Origin of the sequence: Rhodopila globiformis, assembly GCF_002937115.1 — a bacterium.
GTDB classification, from domain to species: domain Bacteria; phylum Pseudomonadota; class Alphaproteobacteria; order Acetobacterales; family Acetobacteraceae; genus Rhodopila; species Rhodopila globiformis.
The window spans coordinates 110,529-127,631 of sequence record NZ_NHRY01000269.1 but is presented as its reverse complement, the minus strand read 5'-3'; the positions used below and the strand labels follow the sequence as shown (position 1 = coordinate 127,631).

The 17,103-nt window shown below is 65.8% G+C and carries 15 protein-coding genes; 9 read left to right on the top strand and 6 right to left on the bottom strand.

Annotated elements, in window-relative coordinates:
- Window positions 1–490: 490 nt before the first annotated feature.
- Together CCS01_RS30475 and CCS01_RS30470 are read right to left on the bottom strand one after the other, a co-directional pair.
- Complete coding sequence (locus tag CCS01_RS30475) at window positions 491–1,156, bottom strand: DUF2889 domain-containing protein (protein ID WP_104522703.1); 666 nt, start codon at window positions 1,154–1,156, stop codon at window positions 491–493.
- A gap of 28 nt (window positions 1,157–1,184) precedes the next feature.
- Window positions 1,185–1,388, bottom strand: coding sequence for a hypothetical protein (locus tag CCS01_RS30470; protein WP_104522701.1), 204 nt, complete (start codon window positions 1,386–1,388; stop codon window positions 1,185–1,187).
- A gap of 76 nt (window positions 1,389–1,464) precedes the next feature.
- On the opposite strand from CCS01_RS30470, the gene hemA reads away from it, so the two are divergent.
- The 5 genes from hemA (at window position 1,465) to ccmI (ending at window position 7,179) form a co-directional block, all read left to right on the top strand.
- Complete coding sequence (gene hemA / locus CCS01_RS30465) at window positions 1,465–2,682, top strand: 5-aminolevulinate synthase (protein WP_104522699.1); 1,218 nt, start codon at window positions 1,465–1,467, stop codon at window positions 2,680–2,682.
- 107 nt (window positions 2,683–2,789) lie between these two features.
- Entirely contained in the window at window positions 2,790–4,778 is a 1,989-nt protein-coding gene (locus tag CCS01_RS30460) for a heme lyase CcmF/NrfE family subunit (protein ID WP_104522697.1), read from the top strand.
- 3 nt (window positions 4,779–4,781) lie between these two features.
- Window positions 4,782–5,321, top strand: coding sequence for a DsbE family thiol:disulfide interchange protein (locus CCS01_RS30455; protein WP_104522695.1), 540 nt, complete (start codon window positions 4,782–4,784; stop codon window positions 5,319–5,321).
- Window positions 5,318–5,785, top strand: a complete 468-nt coding sequence (locus CCS01_RS30450; RefSeq protein WP_104522693.1) for a cytochrome c-type biogenesis protein — start codon at window positions 5,318–5,320, stop codon at window positions 5,783–5,785. The genes CCS01_RS30455 and CCS01_RS30450 overlap by 4 nt, the downstream gene beginning before the upstream one ends.
- Entirely contained in the window at window positions 5,782–7,179 is a 1,398-nt protein-coding gene (ccmI, locus tag CCS01_RS30445; RefSeq protein WP_104522691.1) for a c-type cytochrome biogenesis protein CcmI, read from the top strand. Before CCS01_RS30450 ends, ccmI begins: the two co-directional genes overlap by 4 nt.
- A gap of 63 nt (window positions 7,180–7,242) precedes the next feature.
- Here ccmI and CCS01_RS30440 read toward each other — a convergent pair whose 3' ends face one another.
- From CCS01_RS30440 to CCS01_RS30425, 4 genes are all read right to left on the bottom strand, one after another.
- On the bottom strand, window positions 7,243–7,566 hold the full coding sequence (locus tag CCS01_RS30440) for a ribbon-helix-helix domain-containing protein (RefSeq protein ID WP_104522689.1): 324 nt from the start codon (window positions 7,564–7,566) through the stop codon (window positions 7,243–7,245).
- 182 nt (window positions 7,567–7,748) lie between these two features.
- A complete protein-coding gene (locus tag CCS01_RS34485) occupies window positions 7,749–8,045 on the bottom strand; it encodes a DUF2283 domain-containing protein (RefSeq protein WP_193540183.1) in 297 nt (98 codons plus the stop codon).
- A gap of 229 nt (window positions 8,046–8,274) precedes the next feature.
- The gene (locus tag CCS01_RS30430) at window positions 8,275–8,739 is read right to left on the bottom strand and encodes an Lrp/AsnC family transcriptional regulator (RefSeq protein ID WP_104522687.1); all 465 of its coding nucleotides are present in this window, start codon (window positions 8,737–8,739) and stop codon (window positions 8,275–8,277) included.
- A 120-nt stretch (window positions 8,740–8,859) separates the two neighbouring features.
- On the bottom strand, window positions 8,860–9,174 hold the full coding sequence (locus tag CCS01_RS30425) for a BolA family protein (RefSeq protein WP_104522685.1): 315 nt from the start codon (window positions 9,172–9,174) through the stop codon (window positions 8,860–8,862).
- A 452-nt stretch (window positions 9,175–9,626) separates the two neighbouring features.
- On the opposite strand from CCS01_RS30425, the gene CCS01_RS30420 reads away from it, so the two are divergent.
- From CCS01_RS30420 to CCS01_RS30405, 4 genes are all read left to right on the top strand, one after another.
- Window positions 9,627–12,764 (top strand): AAA family ATPase, encoded by a 3,138-nt coding sequence (locus CCS01_RS30420; protein WP_158258694.1) that lies wholly within the window; start codon window positions 9,627–9,629, stop codon window positions 12,762–12,764.
- Between the two features lie 72 nt (window positions 12,765–12,836).
- Window positions 12,837–15,041, top strand: coding sequence for an FAD-dependent oxidoreductase (locus CCS01_RS30415; protein WP_104522681.1), 2,205 nt, complete (start codon window positions 12,837–12,839; stop codon window positions 15,039–15,041).
- A gap of 259 nt (window positions 15,042–15,300) precedes the next feature.
- The gene (locus CCS01_RS30410) at window positions 15,301–16,020 is read left to right on the top strand and encodes a hypothetical protein (protein WP_104522679.1); all 720 of its coding nucleotides are present in this window, start codon (window positions 15,301–15,303) and stop codon (window positions 16,018–16,020) included.
- A gap of 22 nt (window positions 16,021–16,042) precedes the next feature.
- Window positions 16,043–17,077, top strand: coding sequence for a polyprenyl synthetase family protein (locus CCS01_RS30405; protein WP_104522677.1), 1,035 nt, complete (start codon window positions 16,043–16,045; stop codon window positions 17,075–17,077).
- Window positions 17,078–17,103: the final 26 nt, after the last annotated feature.

The window sequence follows — 17,103 nt, the reverse complement described above, 5'->3', positions numbered from 1 at the left end:
TCAGCGCCACCAGATGGCTCTTGGCGGAAAAGCCGCGCACTTTGGCGGCCTGCGCCGGTTCGGCGCTCAACTCTGCGAAGCGCTCCCACGGCACGTACTGCAGGAGTTGATACAACACAGTATCCTGTGGGCGCACGGCATGATCCTCCCTGGCTTGGGACACGTTGCTCAACGGTCGGAGCCAAGGATATCAATGCCGTGCACCGGCGAACAGCGGGATAGCAAGAAACGTACCGGACAGCCGTGGGACACGCCCGGCCATGACGGAGGGGCAACGGGCCTCGCCCATTTTCATCCATCGTGGTGGCCGCGGGCGGGCTGGGGGACTGTGGCGAATTCTACACGCCCTCAACAAGAAGAACGCCGACAGTCAGCCGCTGCCGAACCAGCGAAAGCCCTGGCCCATGTGCAGCCCTGCACGCCCGCAAGCGTCACCGGCGGATCGCTGCGTCTGTTGCGACGGAATCCTGTTTTCTCCGTCCCTCTGCCATCATCCCCGCCCCACCTCCGGCGCGCCCGAACCCACTCCCTCACTCTCAGCCGGCATGCGATCCGGCCCGATATATAGGTCCGGCCAGCGCCGCCGCACCAGCGGCCCCTTCTCGTCATACGCCAGGCAGGTGTTCAGGATCCGCATCCCGCCGCCCCATTTCTCGGTAATGCGCTTGTCCAGCGCGTCGCTGCCCTGCCTGTTCGGGTGCTCGCCCTCGGCCTGCAGTTCCCGCCGCGCCTTCGACGGATTGATGGTCTGGAACGCCGTCGTCGCCACCTGCTGCAACAATTCCCGCAGATGGGTGCAGCCGATCACCCCGCCCACCAGCTTGTTTGCCTCCCGCACGAAGCCGCCCTTGATTTGCAACCCGACCAGGCGAGCAAAGTTGGGCGCCGCGTCCGGACACGTCGTATAAGGTGTCCTGTCGCTCACCGCCTCAACCGAAAGGATATGCATGCTCTCATCGACGGTGACGCGGATCCACAGGTCATGCAGCGGCTCCCCCGGCTCGATTGTGCCACGGTCGACGTTAGCCAGGCCGTAGCTCTTGCAGTCGGTCAGGTGCGCCTCGATGTCGTACAGCCCGTCGTGCCGGCGGTAGCCGTTGATCTCGATGGCACGCGTGTGCAGGCGCTCGCGGTCTGCGGGCTGGCTCAAAGGCATAGGCGACTCCTCCGGGTGGGATCGGCGCTTATTGCGGCGCAACATCGCCATATGGCAGCCCGCACGGGCTTTGCCAAGCGCCGCAACGGATCAGCCCGGTGGCATTGTCATCGAACCGTACGAATTCCGGTTGACGCGCCAGGGAATCGGCGCATTTTGCCGCGCGGCGCAAAGCCTGGAAAAAAATGTGCCAGATGTCGTGACTGCCGGTTACCGGATTGATCCAGATCATGGGGTCGCACTGGATGATTGGGGATGAAGGTCGGGAATCTTATTCAACGGATTGGCTAACCGAAGGCTACTGACGGATGAAAGTGTTCACGGACCACTGCCGCCGCTCGCTTGAATCGATCAAGGAGCAAGGACGGTACCGCACCTTTACGGCCTTGCAGAAACGGGTGGACAGCTTCCCGTACTATGTCCGGCCCGACGGGTCCCGTATCCTGGTGTGGTCGTCGAATGACTATATCGCCATGGGCAACCACCCCGTCGCCGTGGCGGCGGCCTGCGAGGCAGCCCGGGTCATGGGCACCGGCGCCGGCGGCACCCGCAACATCAGCGGCACCTCCCCGGTGCACGACGAACTGGAAGCCGAACTCGCCAGCCTGCACGGCAAGGAAGCGGGACTGATCTTCACCTCCGGTTACGTCTCCAACCAGGCGACGCTGTCCACGATCCTGAACACCCTGCCCTGCGGCCCCGCCCACTCCTGGCAGTGCTTCTCCGACGCCAAGAATCACGCGTCAATGATCGCCGGCATCAAGGGCTCGCGGGCGGTGGTCAGCATCTTCCGCCACAACGACCTGGATCACCTGGAATCCCTGCTGCGCGCCGCGCCGGCCGAGGCGCCGAAACTGATCGCCTTTGAGTCCGTCTATTCGATGGACGCCGACATCGCCCCCCTCGCCGGGATCTGCGACCTCGCCGAGAAATACGGCGCCATGACCTACCTCGACGAGGTGCATGCCGTCGGCATGTACGGCCCGCACGGCGGCGGCGTGTCGGAACGCGATGGCGTGGCGCACCGGATCGACATCATCGAGGGCACTCTCGGCAAGGCCATCGGCGCCCACGGCGGCTACGTCACCGGCGATGCCGACGTCATCGACTTCATCCGCTCCACCGCGTCGGGCTTCATCTTCACCACCTCGATCCCGCCGATGACCGCGGCGGCGGCGCTGGCCAGCATCCGCCACATCCGCCAGGACCACGCCCGCCGCGCGAAGCTGTTCGAGCGCGCCGAGACGCTGAAGGCGATGTTCGACGCCGCCGGCCTGCCGCGCATCCCCTCGGTCAGCCACATCGTGCCGCTGCATATCGGCGAGGCGTCGCTGTGCAAGGCGGTCAGCCAGCGGCTGTTCGACGAGTTCGGCATGTATGCCACGCCGATCAACTACCCGACGGTGCCGCGCGGCGAGGAGCGCTTGCGTTTCACCCCCGGCCCGCTGCATACGGACGAGATGATGACGGCGCTGATTGATGCGCTGTCCAAAATAATTCCGCTGGAACGTCGCCGCGCCGCGTAGGCTTGGGTTTACCTTAATGCATCGTAACGTTCCCGGCCTTGAGCCGGGAACCGTCATGCCATATGGGAGCCTCGCCGGCCACAATGACTGGAAAAGGCCCTTGATGCATGATCACTGAGCTTGGCCATTTCGCGCTGATCCTGGCGTTGTTCGTCGCGATCGTCCAATCAACCGTGCCGCTGATTGGCGCCGCGCGCCGCCATCTCGGCTGGATGGCGGTGGCGCGGTCCTGCGCGCTGATCGAGTTCGGGCTGATCGCGCTGGCCATGCTGTCGCTGATCCACGCCTACGTCACCTCCGACTTCACGGTGATCAACGTCATCCAGAACAGCCATACCGACAAGCCGCTGCTGTACAAGATCACCGGTGTCTGGGGCAACCACGAGGGCTCGATGCTCCTGTGGGTGTTCATGCTGTCGCTGTGCTCCGCGGCGGTGGCGACGTTCTCCGACAACCTGCCGCCGGCGCTGCGGGCGCGGGTGCTGTCGGTGCAGGGCATGATCGGCGTTGGTTTCCTGCTGTTCATTCTTTTCACCTCCAATCCGTTCCTGCGCACCTTCCCCGCCGCGCCGAACGGCCAGGGCATGAATCCGGTGCTGCAGGACCCGGGCCTGGCGTTCCATCCGCCGTTCCTTTACCTGGGCTATGTCGGCTTCTCGGTCGCCTTCTCCTTCGCCGTCGCGGCGCTGATCGAGGGCCGGGTGGATGCCGCCTGGGCGCGCTGGGTGCGGCCGTGGACCCTGGCCTCGTGGTGCTTCCTGACGATCGGCATCGCCATGGGCTCGTGGTGGTCGTACTACACGCTGGGCTGGGGCGGCTGGTGGTTCTGGGATCCGGTCGAGAATGCCTCGTTCATGCCCTGGCTGGTCGGCACGGCGCTGATCCATTCCTCCATCGTGGTGGAGAAGCGGGATACGCTGAAGACCTGGACCATCCTGCTGTGCATCATTACCTTCTCGCTCTCTTTGGTCGGCACATTCCTGGTGCGTTCGGGGGTGCTGACCTCGGTGCACGCCTTCGCCACCGACCCGTCGCGTGGCATGTTCATCCTGCTGCTGCTGGTGGTGGCCATCGGCGGGTCGCTGACGCTGTATGCGGTGCGGGCGCCGGCGCTGAAGGGCGGCGGGCTGTTCGCGCCGATTTCGCGTGAAGGCTCGCTGGTGCTGAACAACCTGCTGTTGTCCTGCGGGTGCGCCACGGTGTTCCTGGGCACGCTGTATCCGCTGTTCCTCGACGCGATGGGCGGGCCGAAGCTGTCGGTCGGGTTTCCGTTCTTCAACCGCAGCTTTGTGCCGATGATGATCCCGATGCTGCTGGCCGTCGGCGTCGGTCCGTTGCTGGCCTGGAAGCGCGGCGACCTGCTGGGGGCGCTGCAGCGGCTGTGGGCGGCCTACATCGCCACCGGCCTGGTCGTTCTGGCCGCCTTTTACGTCACACATGGCGGGCCGGTCATGGCGGTGTTCGGGCTGGGCCTGTCGGCCTGGCTGTTCACCGCGGTGCTGACCGAACTCGCCGAGCGGGTGCGGCTGTTCCGCATCCCCGCCGCCGACAGCCTGCGGCGGGCGGTGCATCTGCCGCGGTCCGCCTACGGCATGACGCTTGCGCATCTCGGCCTTGCTATCTCGGTCGCCGGATTCTCGGCCTCGGCATTCGACCGGGAGGCGATCGAGATTGTCAAGCCCGGCGGCAGCATTTCGCTCGCCGGCTATCAGGTGACGCTGGAGCATGTCGATCGCCTGCCGGGGCCAAATTATATCGCTGACGATGCGACGATCCGGGTGACCCGCGACGGCAACCTGATCCGGTACATGCACCCCGAGCGGCGCTATTTCCCGGTGCAGAAGCAGACCACAAGCGAAACGTCAATCCGCACCAACCTGCTGGCGGATCTTTATGTCGCGCTGGGCGAATCCGATACGAAAGGCGACTGGACGGTCCGGGTCTACTGGAAGCCGCTGGTGCCGTGGATCTGGATAGGAGCGGTGGTCATGGCGTTCGGTGGCATGGTGAGCCTGAGCGACCGCCGTTGGCGCGTCGGTGTCGCAAGCCGTGCCCGGCGGGTCGAGCCGCGGGTCCTTCCGGTGGCTGGCGAGTAGCCTATGAAGCGGATTTTCTTCATCCTGCCGCTGGTACTTTTCTTCGTCCTGGTCGGCTATTTCGTGATCTCGCTGCAGCCCGGGCACGACACCCACGTGCTGCCGTCGGCAATGCTCGAAAAGCCGGCGCCGGCGTTCGACCTCCCCGGCCTGGACAACAGCGGGCCGCTGACCATGGCCGGGCTGAAGGGCCATGTCGTGGTCATCAATTTCTTCGCCTCCTGGTGCGTGCCGTGCCGCATCGAGCATCCGCTGCTGCTGCGCCTGGCGCAGGAGAACCATCTGCCGCTGTATGGCATCGCGTACAAGGACACGCCGGCCAACATCAAGCGCCTGCTGGACACCTTCGGCGATCCCTACCGGCGCATCGGCATGGACCAGGAGGGCCATGCCGGCCTGAACTTCGGCGTTTACGGCGTGCCGGAGACCTATGTCATCGATGCCAACGGTATCATCCGCAAGCGGTTCGTCGGCCCGTTGACGCCCGAGACGGTGGACAAGGAACTGATGCCGCTACTGAAACAGCTTGAGCCGTCAACATGAAAGCCCTGTTGCTGAGCCTGGCCCTGGCACTGTCGGCGATGACCGCCGCCCATGCCGTGGAGCCGGGTGAACGCCTGGCCAACCCGGTGCTGGAGGCGCGCGCCCGCGTCATCAGCAGCGAACTGCGCTGCCTGGTCTGCCAGAACGAATCCATTGACGAATCCGGCGCCGATCTGGCGCATGACATCCGGATGCTGGTGCGTGAGCGGCTGGTTGCCGGCGACACCAATGCGCAGACCATCCAGGCGGTGGTCAATCGCTACGGCCAGTTCGTGCTGTTGAAACCGCCGGTCGAGCCGGCAACCTATCTGCTGTGGTTCGGGCCGCCGGGGCTGGTGGCGCTCGGGCTGGTGGGCACGGCGTTCTGGCTGCGGCGCCGCTATGTGTCGCCGGTGGCCGTGGCGCCGCTGAACGCCGAGGAACGCCGCCGGCTGGAAAGATTATTACAGGATAACGAGGGTTGATCCTTCCCTTCTTGTTGGCACTGCTGGCGTTCGTCGCCCTGCTGCCATTGCTGGTGCCGCTGCTGCGCGGGGCGCGGCCGGTGCCGGCGCGGGCCAATTTCGACCAGGCGGTTTACCGCGACCAGTTGCAGGAACTCGACCGCGACATCGCCCGCGGCCTGCTGACGGAAACCGACGCCGAGACGGCGCGGCTGGAAATCCAGCGCCGGCTGCTGGCGGCCGAGCAGACCCCGGCCCCGCCGGCGCGCCTGGCCCGCAGCCCGCTGCTGGCGGTTGCCGTTTTCCTCGTCGTCGGCCTCGGCTCCGTCGGCCTGTACCTGTGGCTGGGCTCGCCGGAGGTGCCGGACGTGCCGTACGCCTCGCGGCCCGCCTCCGAGGTCGCCGGCGGCGACGAGGCGGGCATGCAGAAGGCGGTGGCCGAACTGGCGGCGAAGCTGAAGCAGAACCCGTCCGACCCGCAGGGCTGGCTGCTGTATGGCCGCAGCCTGGGGATGCTGAACCAGTGGGACAAGGCCGAGGATGCCTATCGCCACGCCATCGACCTGGGCGCCAACAGCCCCGAGGTGCTGGCGGACCATGCCGAAATGATGGTCATGGCGGCCAGCGGGACGGTGACGCCGGCGGCCGAGGCGGCGTTCAACCAGATCCTGAAGGTCGATCCCGGCAACGGCATGGCACGGTTCTACCTGGCGCTGGCACGCGCGCAGGCCGGCGAGCCGCGCAAGGCGATCGACGGCTGGCAGGCGCTGCTGGCCGAGATGCCTTCGGATTCCCCGGCACGCCAGACCGTCGCACAGCAGATTGCCCAGGCGGCGAAGGCGGCCGGGATCCCGATGCCGGAACTGGCCAAGGGCACGGCCGAACCCACGCCCGACCAGGTGGCACCAAACCAGCCTGCCCCGGGGCCGGGCGCGAAGGCCATGGCGGATGCCGCCAGGATGTCGCCCGAGCAGCGCGAAGCGATGATCCGCGGCATGGTCGGGAAGCTGGCGGCGCAGCAGGAAGCCGATCCCACCAACCTGGAGGGCTGGCTGCGCCTGGGCAAAGCCTATGCCGTGCTGCATGAGCCGGACAAGGCCGCCGACGCCTATGACAAGGCGGCGGCGCTGAAGCCGGACGACGACGCCATCCCGCTGCAGGCGGCGCGGGCGCTCCTGGCCGAACTGAGGCCGCCGGCGCGGATCCCGCCCCGGGTCGTCGGCTGGCTGAAGCAGGTCGAGGCGCACGATCCAAAGCAGCCGGTGGCGCTTTGGTACCTCGGCCTGGCGGCGGCGCAGGACTCCCGGCCCGACGATGCGCGGCGCTACTGGCAGGCCCTGCACGCCCAGCTGCCGGCGGACGGCGAGGACGCCAAGATGGTGCAGACCGCGCTGGATGCGCTGCCGGCGCACTGAGGCGAGGCCGGACGGGACAGAAGCCGCAAGCCCATCATCCTGTTGGCGCTTGCGGTCCGATGATCAGGCGCTGACGTGGTTCCCCACCACGCTGCGCAGTGGCGTCACCTCTGCCACACGCGACCGTACGATTGGCCCGTGTCCTGCGCCGGCATGGCCGGCCTCGGTGGTGGCGTTGCGGAAGTAGTTGAGGATGAAGACGCGGATCGCGCTGGTACGGCCCCCCGTGTGGCCGGCGGCCTCGACATGGCGCACCAGGGTGCTCATGTCCTGCGATTCGCGTTCGCAGATTTCGTTCAGCGCGTCCCACAGTTCCGGCTCCAGCCGCATGCTGGTCCGGCCGCGCTCGGCGACGACGTTTCGGTTGACAAGACGACTGACGGGCATGGCCACCTCCTGATTGCCGGGCGGGAGGTAATCAGAAGGATATTAACAGAAGGTTCACAGCGCGCAGAAAATGTTGGTTTTTTTGGCACGCGATGGCAGGCGGGGGATACGGCGGACGGCGGCCGCCTCGCCAAGGGCAGCGCGTGGGCGATACCTGCGTGTGGACTGATGATGCGGTCTTGTCACACGGATGTGGCGTTGACGACGATGTCCTGCGCCTCGGCCGCGCTGACGCCAGCATGATGGGCGATGATGGCCGCAAGGGCCTGCGTCCGGAGGGCCCAGCCATTCTCGCGGAAGCCCAGGACGGTGACGCCGGATGGCTGGTGGTCATCCTGACTGTAGCGAAGGACGACATCATCCGGGCCGTCTTCACCCATCCCCGGGCGCGGCTCCCCAATCGGGACGTAAAGCACGTCCGCATCCTGATCGTAGTCGGCGGTCAGTGACGCGATGTGATCCTGAGCGACGGCGACCATATGACCTGTCCAGCGGTGATTCTACGTCCGGCGTGATACAATGCCGCACAGAGTGACGCTCGCCAGGCCAGGAACCGGCGTCCGGGCAACGAAAAGCGGCGTTCGAGGCGGATCCGTCAGGCTTGGCCCTGCTGCTGTGGCGAATATCGGCCGCCGGGTATGGGGCTGGCACGAAAGCCCCCAGCCGCTGCTTTCTGCCAGCGCCGGATTAAGAACCGGTTAACGCCTCCTACACCGGCAGCGGCGCCGCCTTCATCCGCTCCATGCTGAAGCGGCTGCTGACGTTGCGCAGCGGCACGGCGGCGATCAACTTGCGGTAGAACTGGTCGTAGGCGGCGATGTCGGGCACCACGACATGCAGCAGGTAATCGACGTCGCCGCTCATGCGCCAGGCATCGACGATCTCCGGCGTGTTCTCGATCACCGTGGCGAAGCGGGCCAGCCAGTCGCTGGAATGGTCTGCCGTCTCCACCGCGACGAACACCGACACCGGCAAGCCCACCTTGTCTGGGTCCAGGACCGCGACGCGGCGCCGGATGATGCCGTCCTGCTCCATCCGCCGGATGCGCTTCCAGCACGGGGTCGGCGTCAGCCCGACCTTGGCGGCGATGTCGGCAAGGGACAGCGAGGCATCGACCGAAAGCAACCGGAGGATCTCCCGGTCCAGGCGATCGATATCCTTGTCGGCACTCATTCGGGGGCAGCCTTTCCCTCAGGCCGGCGAGCCGGCGCGATTCGTCTGAGAGACCCTTTAAAGCCTTCCCCCGGAGAAGAAAATCATCCAATTGCCTTGCAGGGGGACAAACAGGAGAATTTATTTCCCCGTCTCCGCCGCATGCTCCGCCGGCGTGCGCAAGGTCAGCGCCAGGGCGTGCAGGCCGCCCTGCTCGGCCGTGCCAAATTCGGCCGAAATGGCGCTGTGCACGGCGCGGGAGCGGGCCACACGGCTGACGCCCTGGAAGGCGGCGCTGACCAGCAGGACGCTGTAGTGGGTCTCGCCGCCGGGTTGGGCACCGGCATGCCCGGCGTGGCGGGCGCTGTCGTCCTGGATATCGAGCACCGTCGGCGCGAATGCCCGGCTCAGGGCTGCGTTCAGCCGATCGGCGCGGGAGGGGGCTGGTTCGGTCATGCTGGTGTTATCCCGCTTTGGTGCGTGGACGCCAAGTCAATCATGCTGTGGCGATCACTGTGCCGGCGACTCCAGGACCGCGGATCCGCCAAGGGACCGGCCGCAGTGCCGAGCGATGCTGCCGCTGTCGGCGCTGCCCGTTGCGGTGCGGGTGCCGCCGGGCGCGGCCCCGGATGGGTTGCGCCGAATAGCGGCGGTACTGCAACAACGAAAGGCACCGGCGTCGTTTCCGGCGTTGCATTGCCGTCCCGTTGTTATTCCATACTGTTACTATTATGTATCGGTTGCGCATCCGGGCGACCGCGGCCACAAGGTCGTGAGAGTCCCTATCGACGACATGCAATCCCGCACTATGATCCGTCGTGGCCAATAATAAGATAGACGACGAGGCTCAACAAACCTTAAGCCACGCGCCATATACTTGGTGGATCGGTACCACGTGGGAGGAAGACGTGAACTGTCCGAGGTGCAATCGCCAGTCCCCGCCGGATTCCCTGGTCTGCGTCGCATGCGGCTTCGCCTTCCAATCGGCGAACAGCGCCAGGCAACTGCGAAACGTCGGGGACTCGATCAACCGGTCGGAGCGCCGTCCCGCGACCGCGGTGTTCTGCGATCTTATCGACTCGGTCGGCTTGTCCGTCAAGCTCGACCCGGAAGATCTCATGCAGACACTGGAACGCTATCATATCGTCTGCGATAACATCGTCGCGGACCGCGGCGGCTTTCTCGCGCAGTTTATGGGCGACGGCGTGCTGGCCTATTTCGGCTATCCCCACGCCCACGAGGACGATGCAGCCACGGCCGTATATGCGGCCTTCGATATACTCGACGCCGTGCGGACGATGGATGCGGACGCCGAAATGCCGTTGCAGATCCGCATTGGGATTGCCACCGGCCTGGTGACCGTGCGCGACCGCGTCAGCCGCGCCAACCGCCGCATGGCGGAAATCACTGGGCGAATCCCCAACCTCGCCGCCCGGCTGCAGTCCGTCGCGCAGCCGGGCACGATCATGATATCCGATGAAACCAGGCGCGTCACCCGCGGGCTGTTCAACTACGAGGATGCCGGCAGCCTGTCGCTGAAAGGCTTCACACAGCCGGTTCGCGCCTGGCGGGTCACCGGGCCGGATACGGCCATCAGCCGCTTCCATGCCCGCCTGCAGGGCGAACCCACGCCGTTCGTCGGCCGGCAGCCGGAACTCGGCAAATTGTTGCGGATCTGGCGCAGAATGCTTGCCGGAGAAGGCCAGGTCGTCCAGGTCATCGGCGACGCCGGGATCGGCAAGTCGCGGCTGGCGGAATGTTTCGATCACGAACTCGCCGGCGATCCCGCGCCGCGCATCCGCTGGTTCGGCTCCCCGCAGCACGAGGACAGCCCGTTCCATCCGGTCATCGAGCAATTCACCCGCGCGGCCAGGATCGGCGCCAAGGACCCGCCGCCGATCGCGATCGAAAAGCTGACCCGCCTGCTGAGCCATCCCCAGCCGCCGGAGCCGATGACGCTGGCGATCTTCGCGGCCCTGTTGTCGATCCCCGGCGCCGTTACGTCGCCGCTGGACGCGATGACGCCGGGAAAGCGCAAGGAACTGACGCTGGCCGCCCTGGTTGCGGAGTTGGTACGGTTAAGCGACGCCGGACCGTTCATCCTGTTCGTCGAGGATGCGCACTGGATCGATGCCTCGACTCTGGAACTGCTGGACCTGATCGTCCGCAACCTGCCCGCCCAGCGTTGCCTGGTCTTCGTGACCGCCCGGCCGGAATTCAAGGCGCGGTGGACATCGTTCCGGTTCGTCACCACACTGGGCCTGGACCGGCTTGATGCGGCAGGCGCCGGTGAGATTTGCGCCCATGTCGCCGCCGGCACGCTGCCGCCGGAACTGGTGGCGCAGGTGATAGAACGTTCCGATGGCATTCCGTTTTATCTGGAGGAACTGACGCGGTCCGTCGTCGAATCGCGGGAAGCGACCGGCCCGGCTTCGATCGACGGCGCCGAACCGGATGTAATACCCTTGTCGCTACACGACTCGCTGGTGGCGCGCCTGGATCGCCTCGGACCGGCCCGGCGCATCGCCAGCATCGGCGCGGTGATCGGGCGGCAGTTCAGCTACGAATTGCTGTTCGCCGTTGCGGCGTGGCCGGAGCAGATGCTGCGCTCGGCCCTCGGCGTGCTGAAGCGATCCGGCGTCGTCAGGCAAGCCGGCAACCCGCCGGCGAGCACCTATCTGTTCCGGCATGCGCTGATGCGCGACGCCGCCCACGACTCGATCATCAAGTCCGAGCGGCAGAACCTGCACGGCCAGGTGGCCGCGACGCTGGAGGCCAGGTTCCCCGAGGTGCGGGACAGCCAGCCGGAGGTGCTCGCCTATCACCTGTCGCAGACCGCAACGCCGGTGGCTGCCCTGCCATACTGGATCGCGGCCGGCCGGCGCGCCGCGGCACGGGCGGCAAACCGCGAGGCGATCGAACACTACAACGAAGCCCTCAAGCTGATCGACCTGCTGCCCGACGAAACCACGCGGCTTCAGCAGGAGCTTTCCTGCCTCATCCCGCTCGCCCTCAGCCTGTCGGCCCGGCACGGCTACGCAGCGGATGAGGTGCGCGACGTCTTGATGCGCGCCCGTGCCATCTGCAGCTGGATGGGCGACACCGCGCCATTGTTCCCGGTGCTGCACGGACTGTGCAAGCTCTGGACGGTGCGGGGCGATGCGGTCGCCGCCGAGGAACTGGCGCGAACCTGCGTCAGGATCGGCGAGCAATCGGGGCACATCCCCTATATTGTCGAAGCGGATGCATCGCTGGCGTTCATTCTGCGGTTGACCGGGCAACTGGGCGACGAACTGCTGTTCCGTATCGATCGGGCAGTTCGGCTGTACGAGCAGAACGAGGCAGCCTGCAGCGTCGTCGCGAGCGAAGCGAACGCGAAGACGTCGGCATTGATCGTGGCGCCCATTACGCGCTTCCTCCGCGGCGATGATCTCGGTGCCGAAACGTCGGCGCAAGCACTGTCAGCCTGGGTGCAGTCGCTCAACCGCCCGTTCGACCAGGCCATTGCCAGCACGTTCCTGGCCAGTTACGCGATCTCGCGAAAAGACTATGGCCGGGCGAAGCACGAGGCAGAGCGCGCCATCCAGGTCTCGGAATCCTGCGGCTTCGGTACCTGGCTGTTGAGCGCGCGGGCGCATCTGGCAATTGCCCTCGGCCATCTCGGCCAGGTCCGGCAGGCCCGAGACCTGCTGCTCGCCGCGCTTGCCGACTGGAAAAAGGCCGGCTGCTCGACGCTCAGCGGGTTCTTCACCAGCCACCTGGCTCTGTTCTATGCCGAAACGGATCGGCACGATGAAGCGCTGCGGATGGCGGATGCGTCGATCGACCTGATCATCCGGTATCATGACTTCGCTTATCTTGCGGGCGCGCACCTGGTGCGGGCCAGGGTCCTGGCCCGGGCAAGGGCGCCCGACCGGGCGCGCGTGGCGTCGGAACTGAGGATGGCACTGTCGATCGCGCGTTCCCAGGGCGCAGTGCCGACCGAGGCCGAGGCACTTGCGGAACTGGCGGCCTTGTCCATGCCGGAAGCACAGATGGCGGATTGAAAAGAACACCCCGGGCACAAGAAGAATTAACAATGAAACGGCCGTCGCCTGGACGGCGGCAAGAGGATCGGGATGCGGCGTGACGAATCCATCAAGGTTGCCATCATCGGCGGTGGCTGTGCCTCGATAACGACGGCCTTTGAGCTGACACGGCCGCACCATCGCGGAAAATACCAGGTCACGATCTACCAGGTCGGCTGGCGCCTGGGCGGCAAGGGGGCGTCCGGTCGTGGGCCGGCCAGCCGCATCGAAGAGCATGGGCTGCATATCTGGCTTGGCTACTATGAAAACGCATTCCGGCTGCTGCGCGAATGCTACGCCGAACTGGGCCGCGATCCGGCCGTGTGTCCCATTGCCGGCTGGCGCGATGCGTTCTTCCCGGAACCGCATATTGGCTTGACGGAATGGTCCCGGTCGGGAAACTGGCTTGAGTGGCTCGCCTATTTTCCTCCGGCTGACGGGTTGCCCGGCGACCCGGTGGCGCTGAACAGTCCGTTCACGTTACGGAGCTATCTTGCGCGCACGGTCGCAATGCTCCGGTTGCTGTTGTTCCACACGCGAACACGTTATGCGCCCGGCGATCCCGCCGGAAACACTGGCCCGGACTTGCCCGGCTGGCTACCGGAGCAGGGCGAGCCGCCACCGGCAACCGTAAAGACCGTGATCGCAACCATGACGCGGCTGCTGCGGATCGGGGTTCTGTCCAGCGCGGCCGCGATCAGCGAGGCGCTGGGCGTGCTGACCGTTGCGCTGAGGTCATTGCCGGCCTTTCCGGAACGACTTGTCGGAAACCTGATGGAAGCCGTGGTATCCGCCATACGCGGCCGCCTGGAGAGTTTCGTTACCGAGCAGGACGGACTATGCTACAAATGGGAAGTCATCGACCTCGTACTGGCATTCCTGGTGGGCGCGGTGCGCTTCCGCCTGATGACCGACCCGAGAGGGCTGAGCGCCATCGACCAGTACGACAGCCGCGAGTGGCTGCGCATGAACGGGGCGTCGGAACGGTCGCTGAATTCGGCCTTCGTGCGCGGGCTGTACGACCTGGCAATGGCCTACGAGGACGGCGACCCAACCCGCCCGGGCCTCGCCGCGGGACAGGCCCTGCGCGGCTCGATGCGGTTGTTCTTCACCTATCGCGGTGCCATTTTCTGGAAGCTCCGGTCCGGCATGGGCGACTGCGTGTTCGCCCCGTATTATGAAGTGCTCAAGCGGCGCGGCGTTCGTTTCGAATTCTTCCACCGGTTGACGGATGTGAAGCTTGCGCCGGTCGAATCGCTTGGCTTTGGCGAGTGTCCCTATGTCGAGGCACTCGAATTCGACGTACAGGCCGAGATCGCCGGTGGCGGGGAATACCAGCCGCTGGTCGACGTCAAGCGCGTGCCGTGCTGGCCGTCCACGCCCGATTTCTCGCAACTGGTTGACGGAGAGCGCCTGCGGCAGGAGGGCTGGCGATTCGAGTCCCATTGGGAACGACGCCGCAGCCGCGCCAGGACGCTGCGCGTTACAGAGGACTTCGATTTCGTCGTCCTGGGCGTCAGCGTCGGCGTGATTCCGTTCGTCTGCCGGGACATCCTGGAACGCGACGCGCGGTGGCGGAGCATGGTTGCCAACGTCAAGACCGTGGCGACCCAGGCATTCCAGGTCTGGATGACCGAGGATATGGCGGCCCTGGGCTGGACCGAAGCGCCGGTGACACTGTCCGCCTTCACCAAGCCGTTCGATACCTGGGCCGACATGGGGCACGTCATTCCCGAGGAGAACTGGCGCTCGCCGCCGCGGTCCGTCGCCTATTTCTGCAACGTGCTGGCGGACCCCGCCGCTCCATCGGACGCGGACGCACCGGGCTACGAAGCGTCGTGCCATGACGAAGTGCGGCGGAATGCCATCGACTTCCTGAACCGGCAGGTCCACCACCTCTGGCCAAATGCGCTGGCGTGGTCAGGCGGTTTCCGTTGGGATCTGCTTCTCGACCCCGATGAGTCGCCGTCGGATCCCGGGTCCGCCGTCGCCGGCGAACGCCGCTTTTCCTCCCAGTACTGGACAGCGAACGTGAATCCGTCCGACCGCTATGTTCTTATGCTGCCGGGAACGCTTCGCTGCCGGATTTCTCCACTGGACAATACTTATGACAACCTGACGATCGCCGGCGACTGGACGGATTGCGGCTACAACGCCGGCTGCGTGGAGGCCGCGGTCATGTCGGGACGCCTTGCGGCCCATGCGATTTCGCTGTGGCCGCCACTGGAGGATATCACCGGCTACGACCATCCGTAGGAGTCATCGCGTATTCCGCGATGATACTGACGGCAACCCGTGACGCAATTGCATCAGGACACACAAATCTCATGATGAGCGGGTGATATCCAAAAAATGAGTAGGCGAAACCGGCCTGGATAACAGAGAATTCCCGTGTTTCGCGCGAAGGTAGGGGGGAGCCTCGCGATGTGCCACCGATGCAGAATCGTACCGCCCCGGCATCAGGATGTCCGGTTCGGAGCCAGAACCAATCGCCGTTCGGCCACGAGGCATTGTCGTGGACAAGCCTGAACGGCTCCACCGTCCGGAACTGGATCGCGACGAACCGCGCCGCGATTTCATGAGCTATATCCGGACTCATGGGCTGGGCGGCGAAAAAACCGCCGCCGCGCCCGAGCAGGACGACGGAGCGCCGATCGAGGCCACGGTCGCGCATGGCGTGAAGCTGGGATACAGCGTCATCGACGAGCAGATCCGGCAAGGCGAGAAACTCGCCGCGCGGCTCCGGCAGGTCAGTGGCAAGCCCGGCGCGATGCCGCCGGCCGAACTCAGCACGCTGATCGAGCGGGCGCTCAACATCTACAAGGACATGGGCGCGCTGGCGGTCGCCGCGATGGAGACATTGGTGCGCAGCCCGCTGCTCCAGCCCGGCGTCACCCGCGCCTGGCAGGCATCGCCTGACGCCGCCGCCGCAACGACAACAGGCGGCGCCACGAATTTCCGTTTCGAACTTGCCGCCAATCGCCGCACGCAGGTCAGGCTGGACATCCGGCCGCAGGGCGCGACGTTCATGCCGCTGGTGCACAGCCTGCATGCCGCCACGCCGTCGGCGCCGCCGCTGACGGCGGTTCGTTTCCACCTGGACCCGGCGACGGCCTCGCCGGTCCTGCACCTAGACGTTCCGGACGGCCAGCCGGCCGGCGTCTATTCCGGCGTCGTCGTTGACAGCGCAACCAATGAACCGTGCGGAACGTTATCCGTGCGGATCATGTCCTGACATGGCCTGAAGGTCGGACATCATGGACCACGTTGTCGCCCCGGATGTGGTTCGTGAAACCCTCGCCGAGTATGGCGCAATGACCCGGGCCGCGATGCAGGCATATTTCCCGGCCGCGGAACCCGGCCCGCACCTGTACGATCTGCTGGCGGACTATCCGCGTCGCGGCGGCAAGATGATGCGGTCCAGCCTGTGCATTGCCACCGCCCGGGTGTTCGGCGCCAGCATAGACGACGCCCTGCTTTCGGCGGTGGCGATCGAGCTGATGCACAACGCCCTGCTCATTCACGACGATATCGAGGATGAAAGCGAGCAGCGCCGCGACAGCCCCACGCTGCATGCCCTGCACGGCATACCACTGGCGCTGAACACCGGCGATGCCCTGGCGCTGCTGAGCATGCGCCCGCTGTTCGATAATTTCGGGCGCATCGGACCAAGGCTGGCGCTGTCCATCGTGCGGGAAACCGAGCGCATGGCCTGGGAATCCGCCGAGGGCCAGGCAATGGAACTGGGTTGGCGGCGCGACAACTGCCACAACCTGACCGATGCGGATTACCTGACAATGGTGCTGAAAAAGACCTGCTGGCTCGCATCGATTCACCCAGGCCGCATCGGCGCAATGATCGGCACGCGCGACAGCATCGATCTCGAGCCTTTCATCCGCTTCGGATTTTTCCTTGGGGCAGCGTTCCAGATCCAGGACGACCTGCTGAACCTGGTTCCCGACGAAACCTATGGCAAGGAGCCGAACGGCGACATCTTCGAGGGCAAGCGCACGCTGATGCTGAATCATGTCTATCGGCTGTCTCCGCCGCCGCAACGCAGGATCCTGGCCGAACTGCTGGATTCCGCCCGCGCGGTGCGCACCGCGGAGCAGGTCGCCTGGATCCGCGCGTTGATGGAGGAATACGGGTCCATCGCCTATGCCCGCGGCATCGCCCATGGCCTGGCAGGCGCGGCCTTGCACGAATATGCGCGAATCTTCGACTGCCTGCCGGACTCGCGCGACAGGCAGTTCATCAGGGGCCTGACGCACTGGATATTCCATCGTGCCTGACGCCGTGCCGCAGGATCCGGCTGATC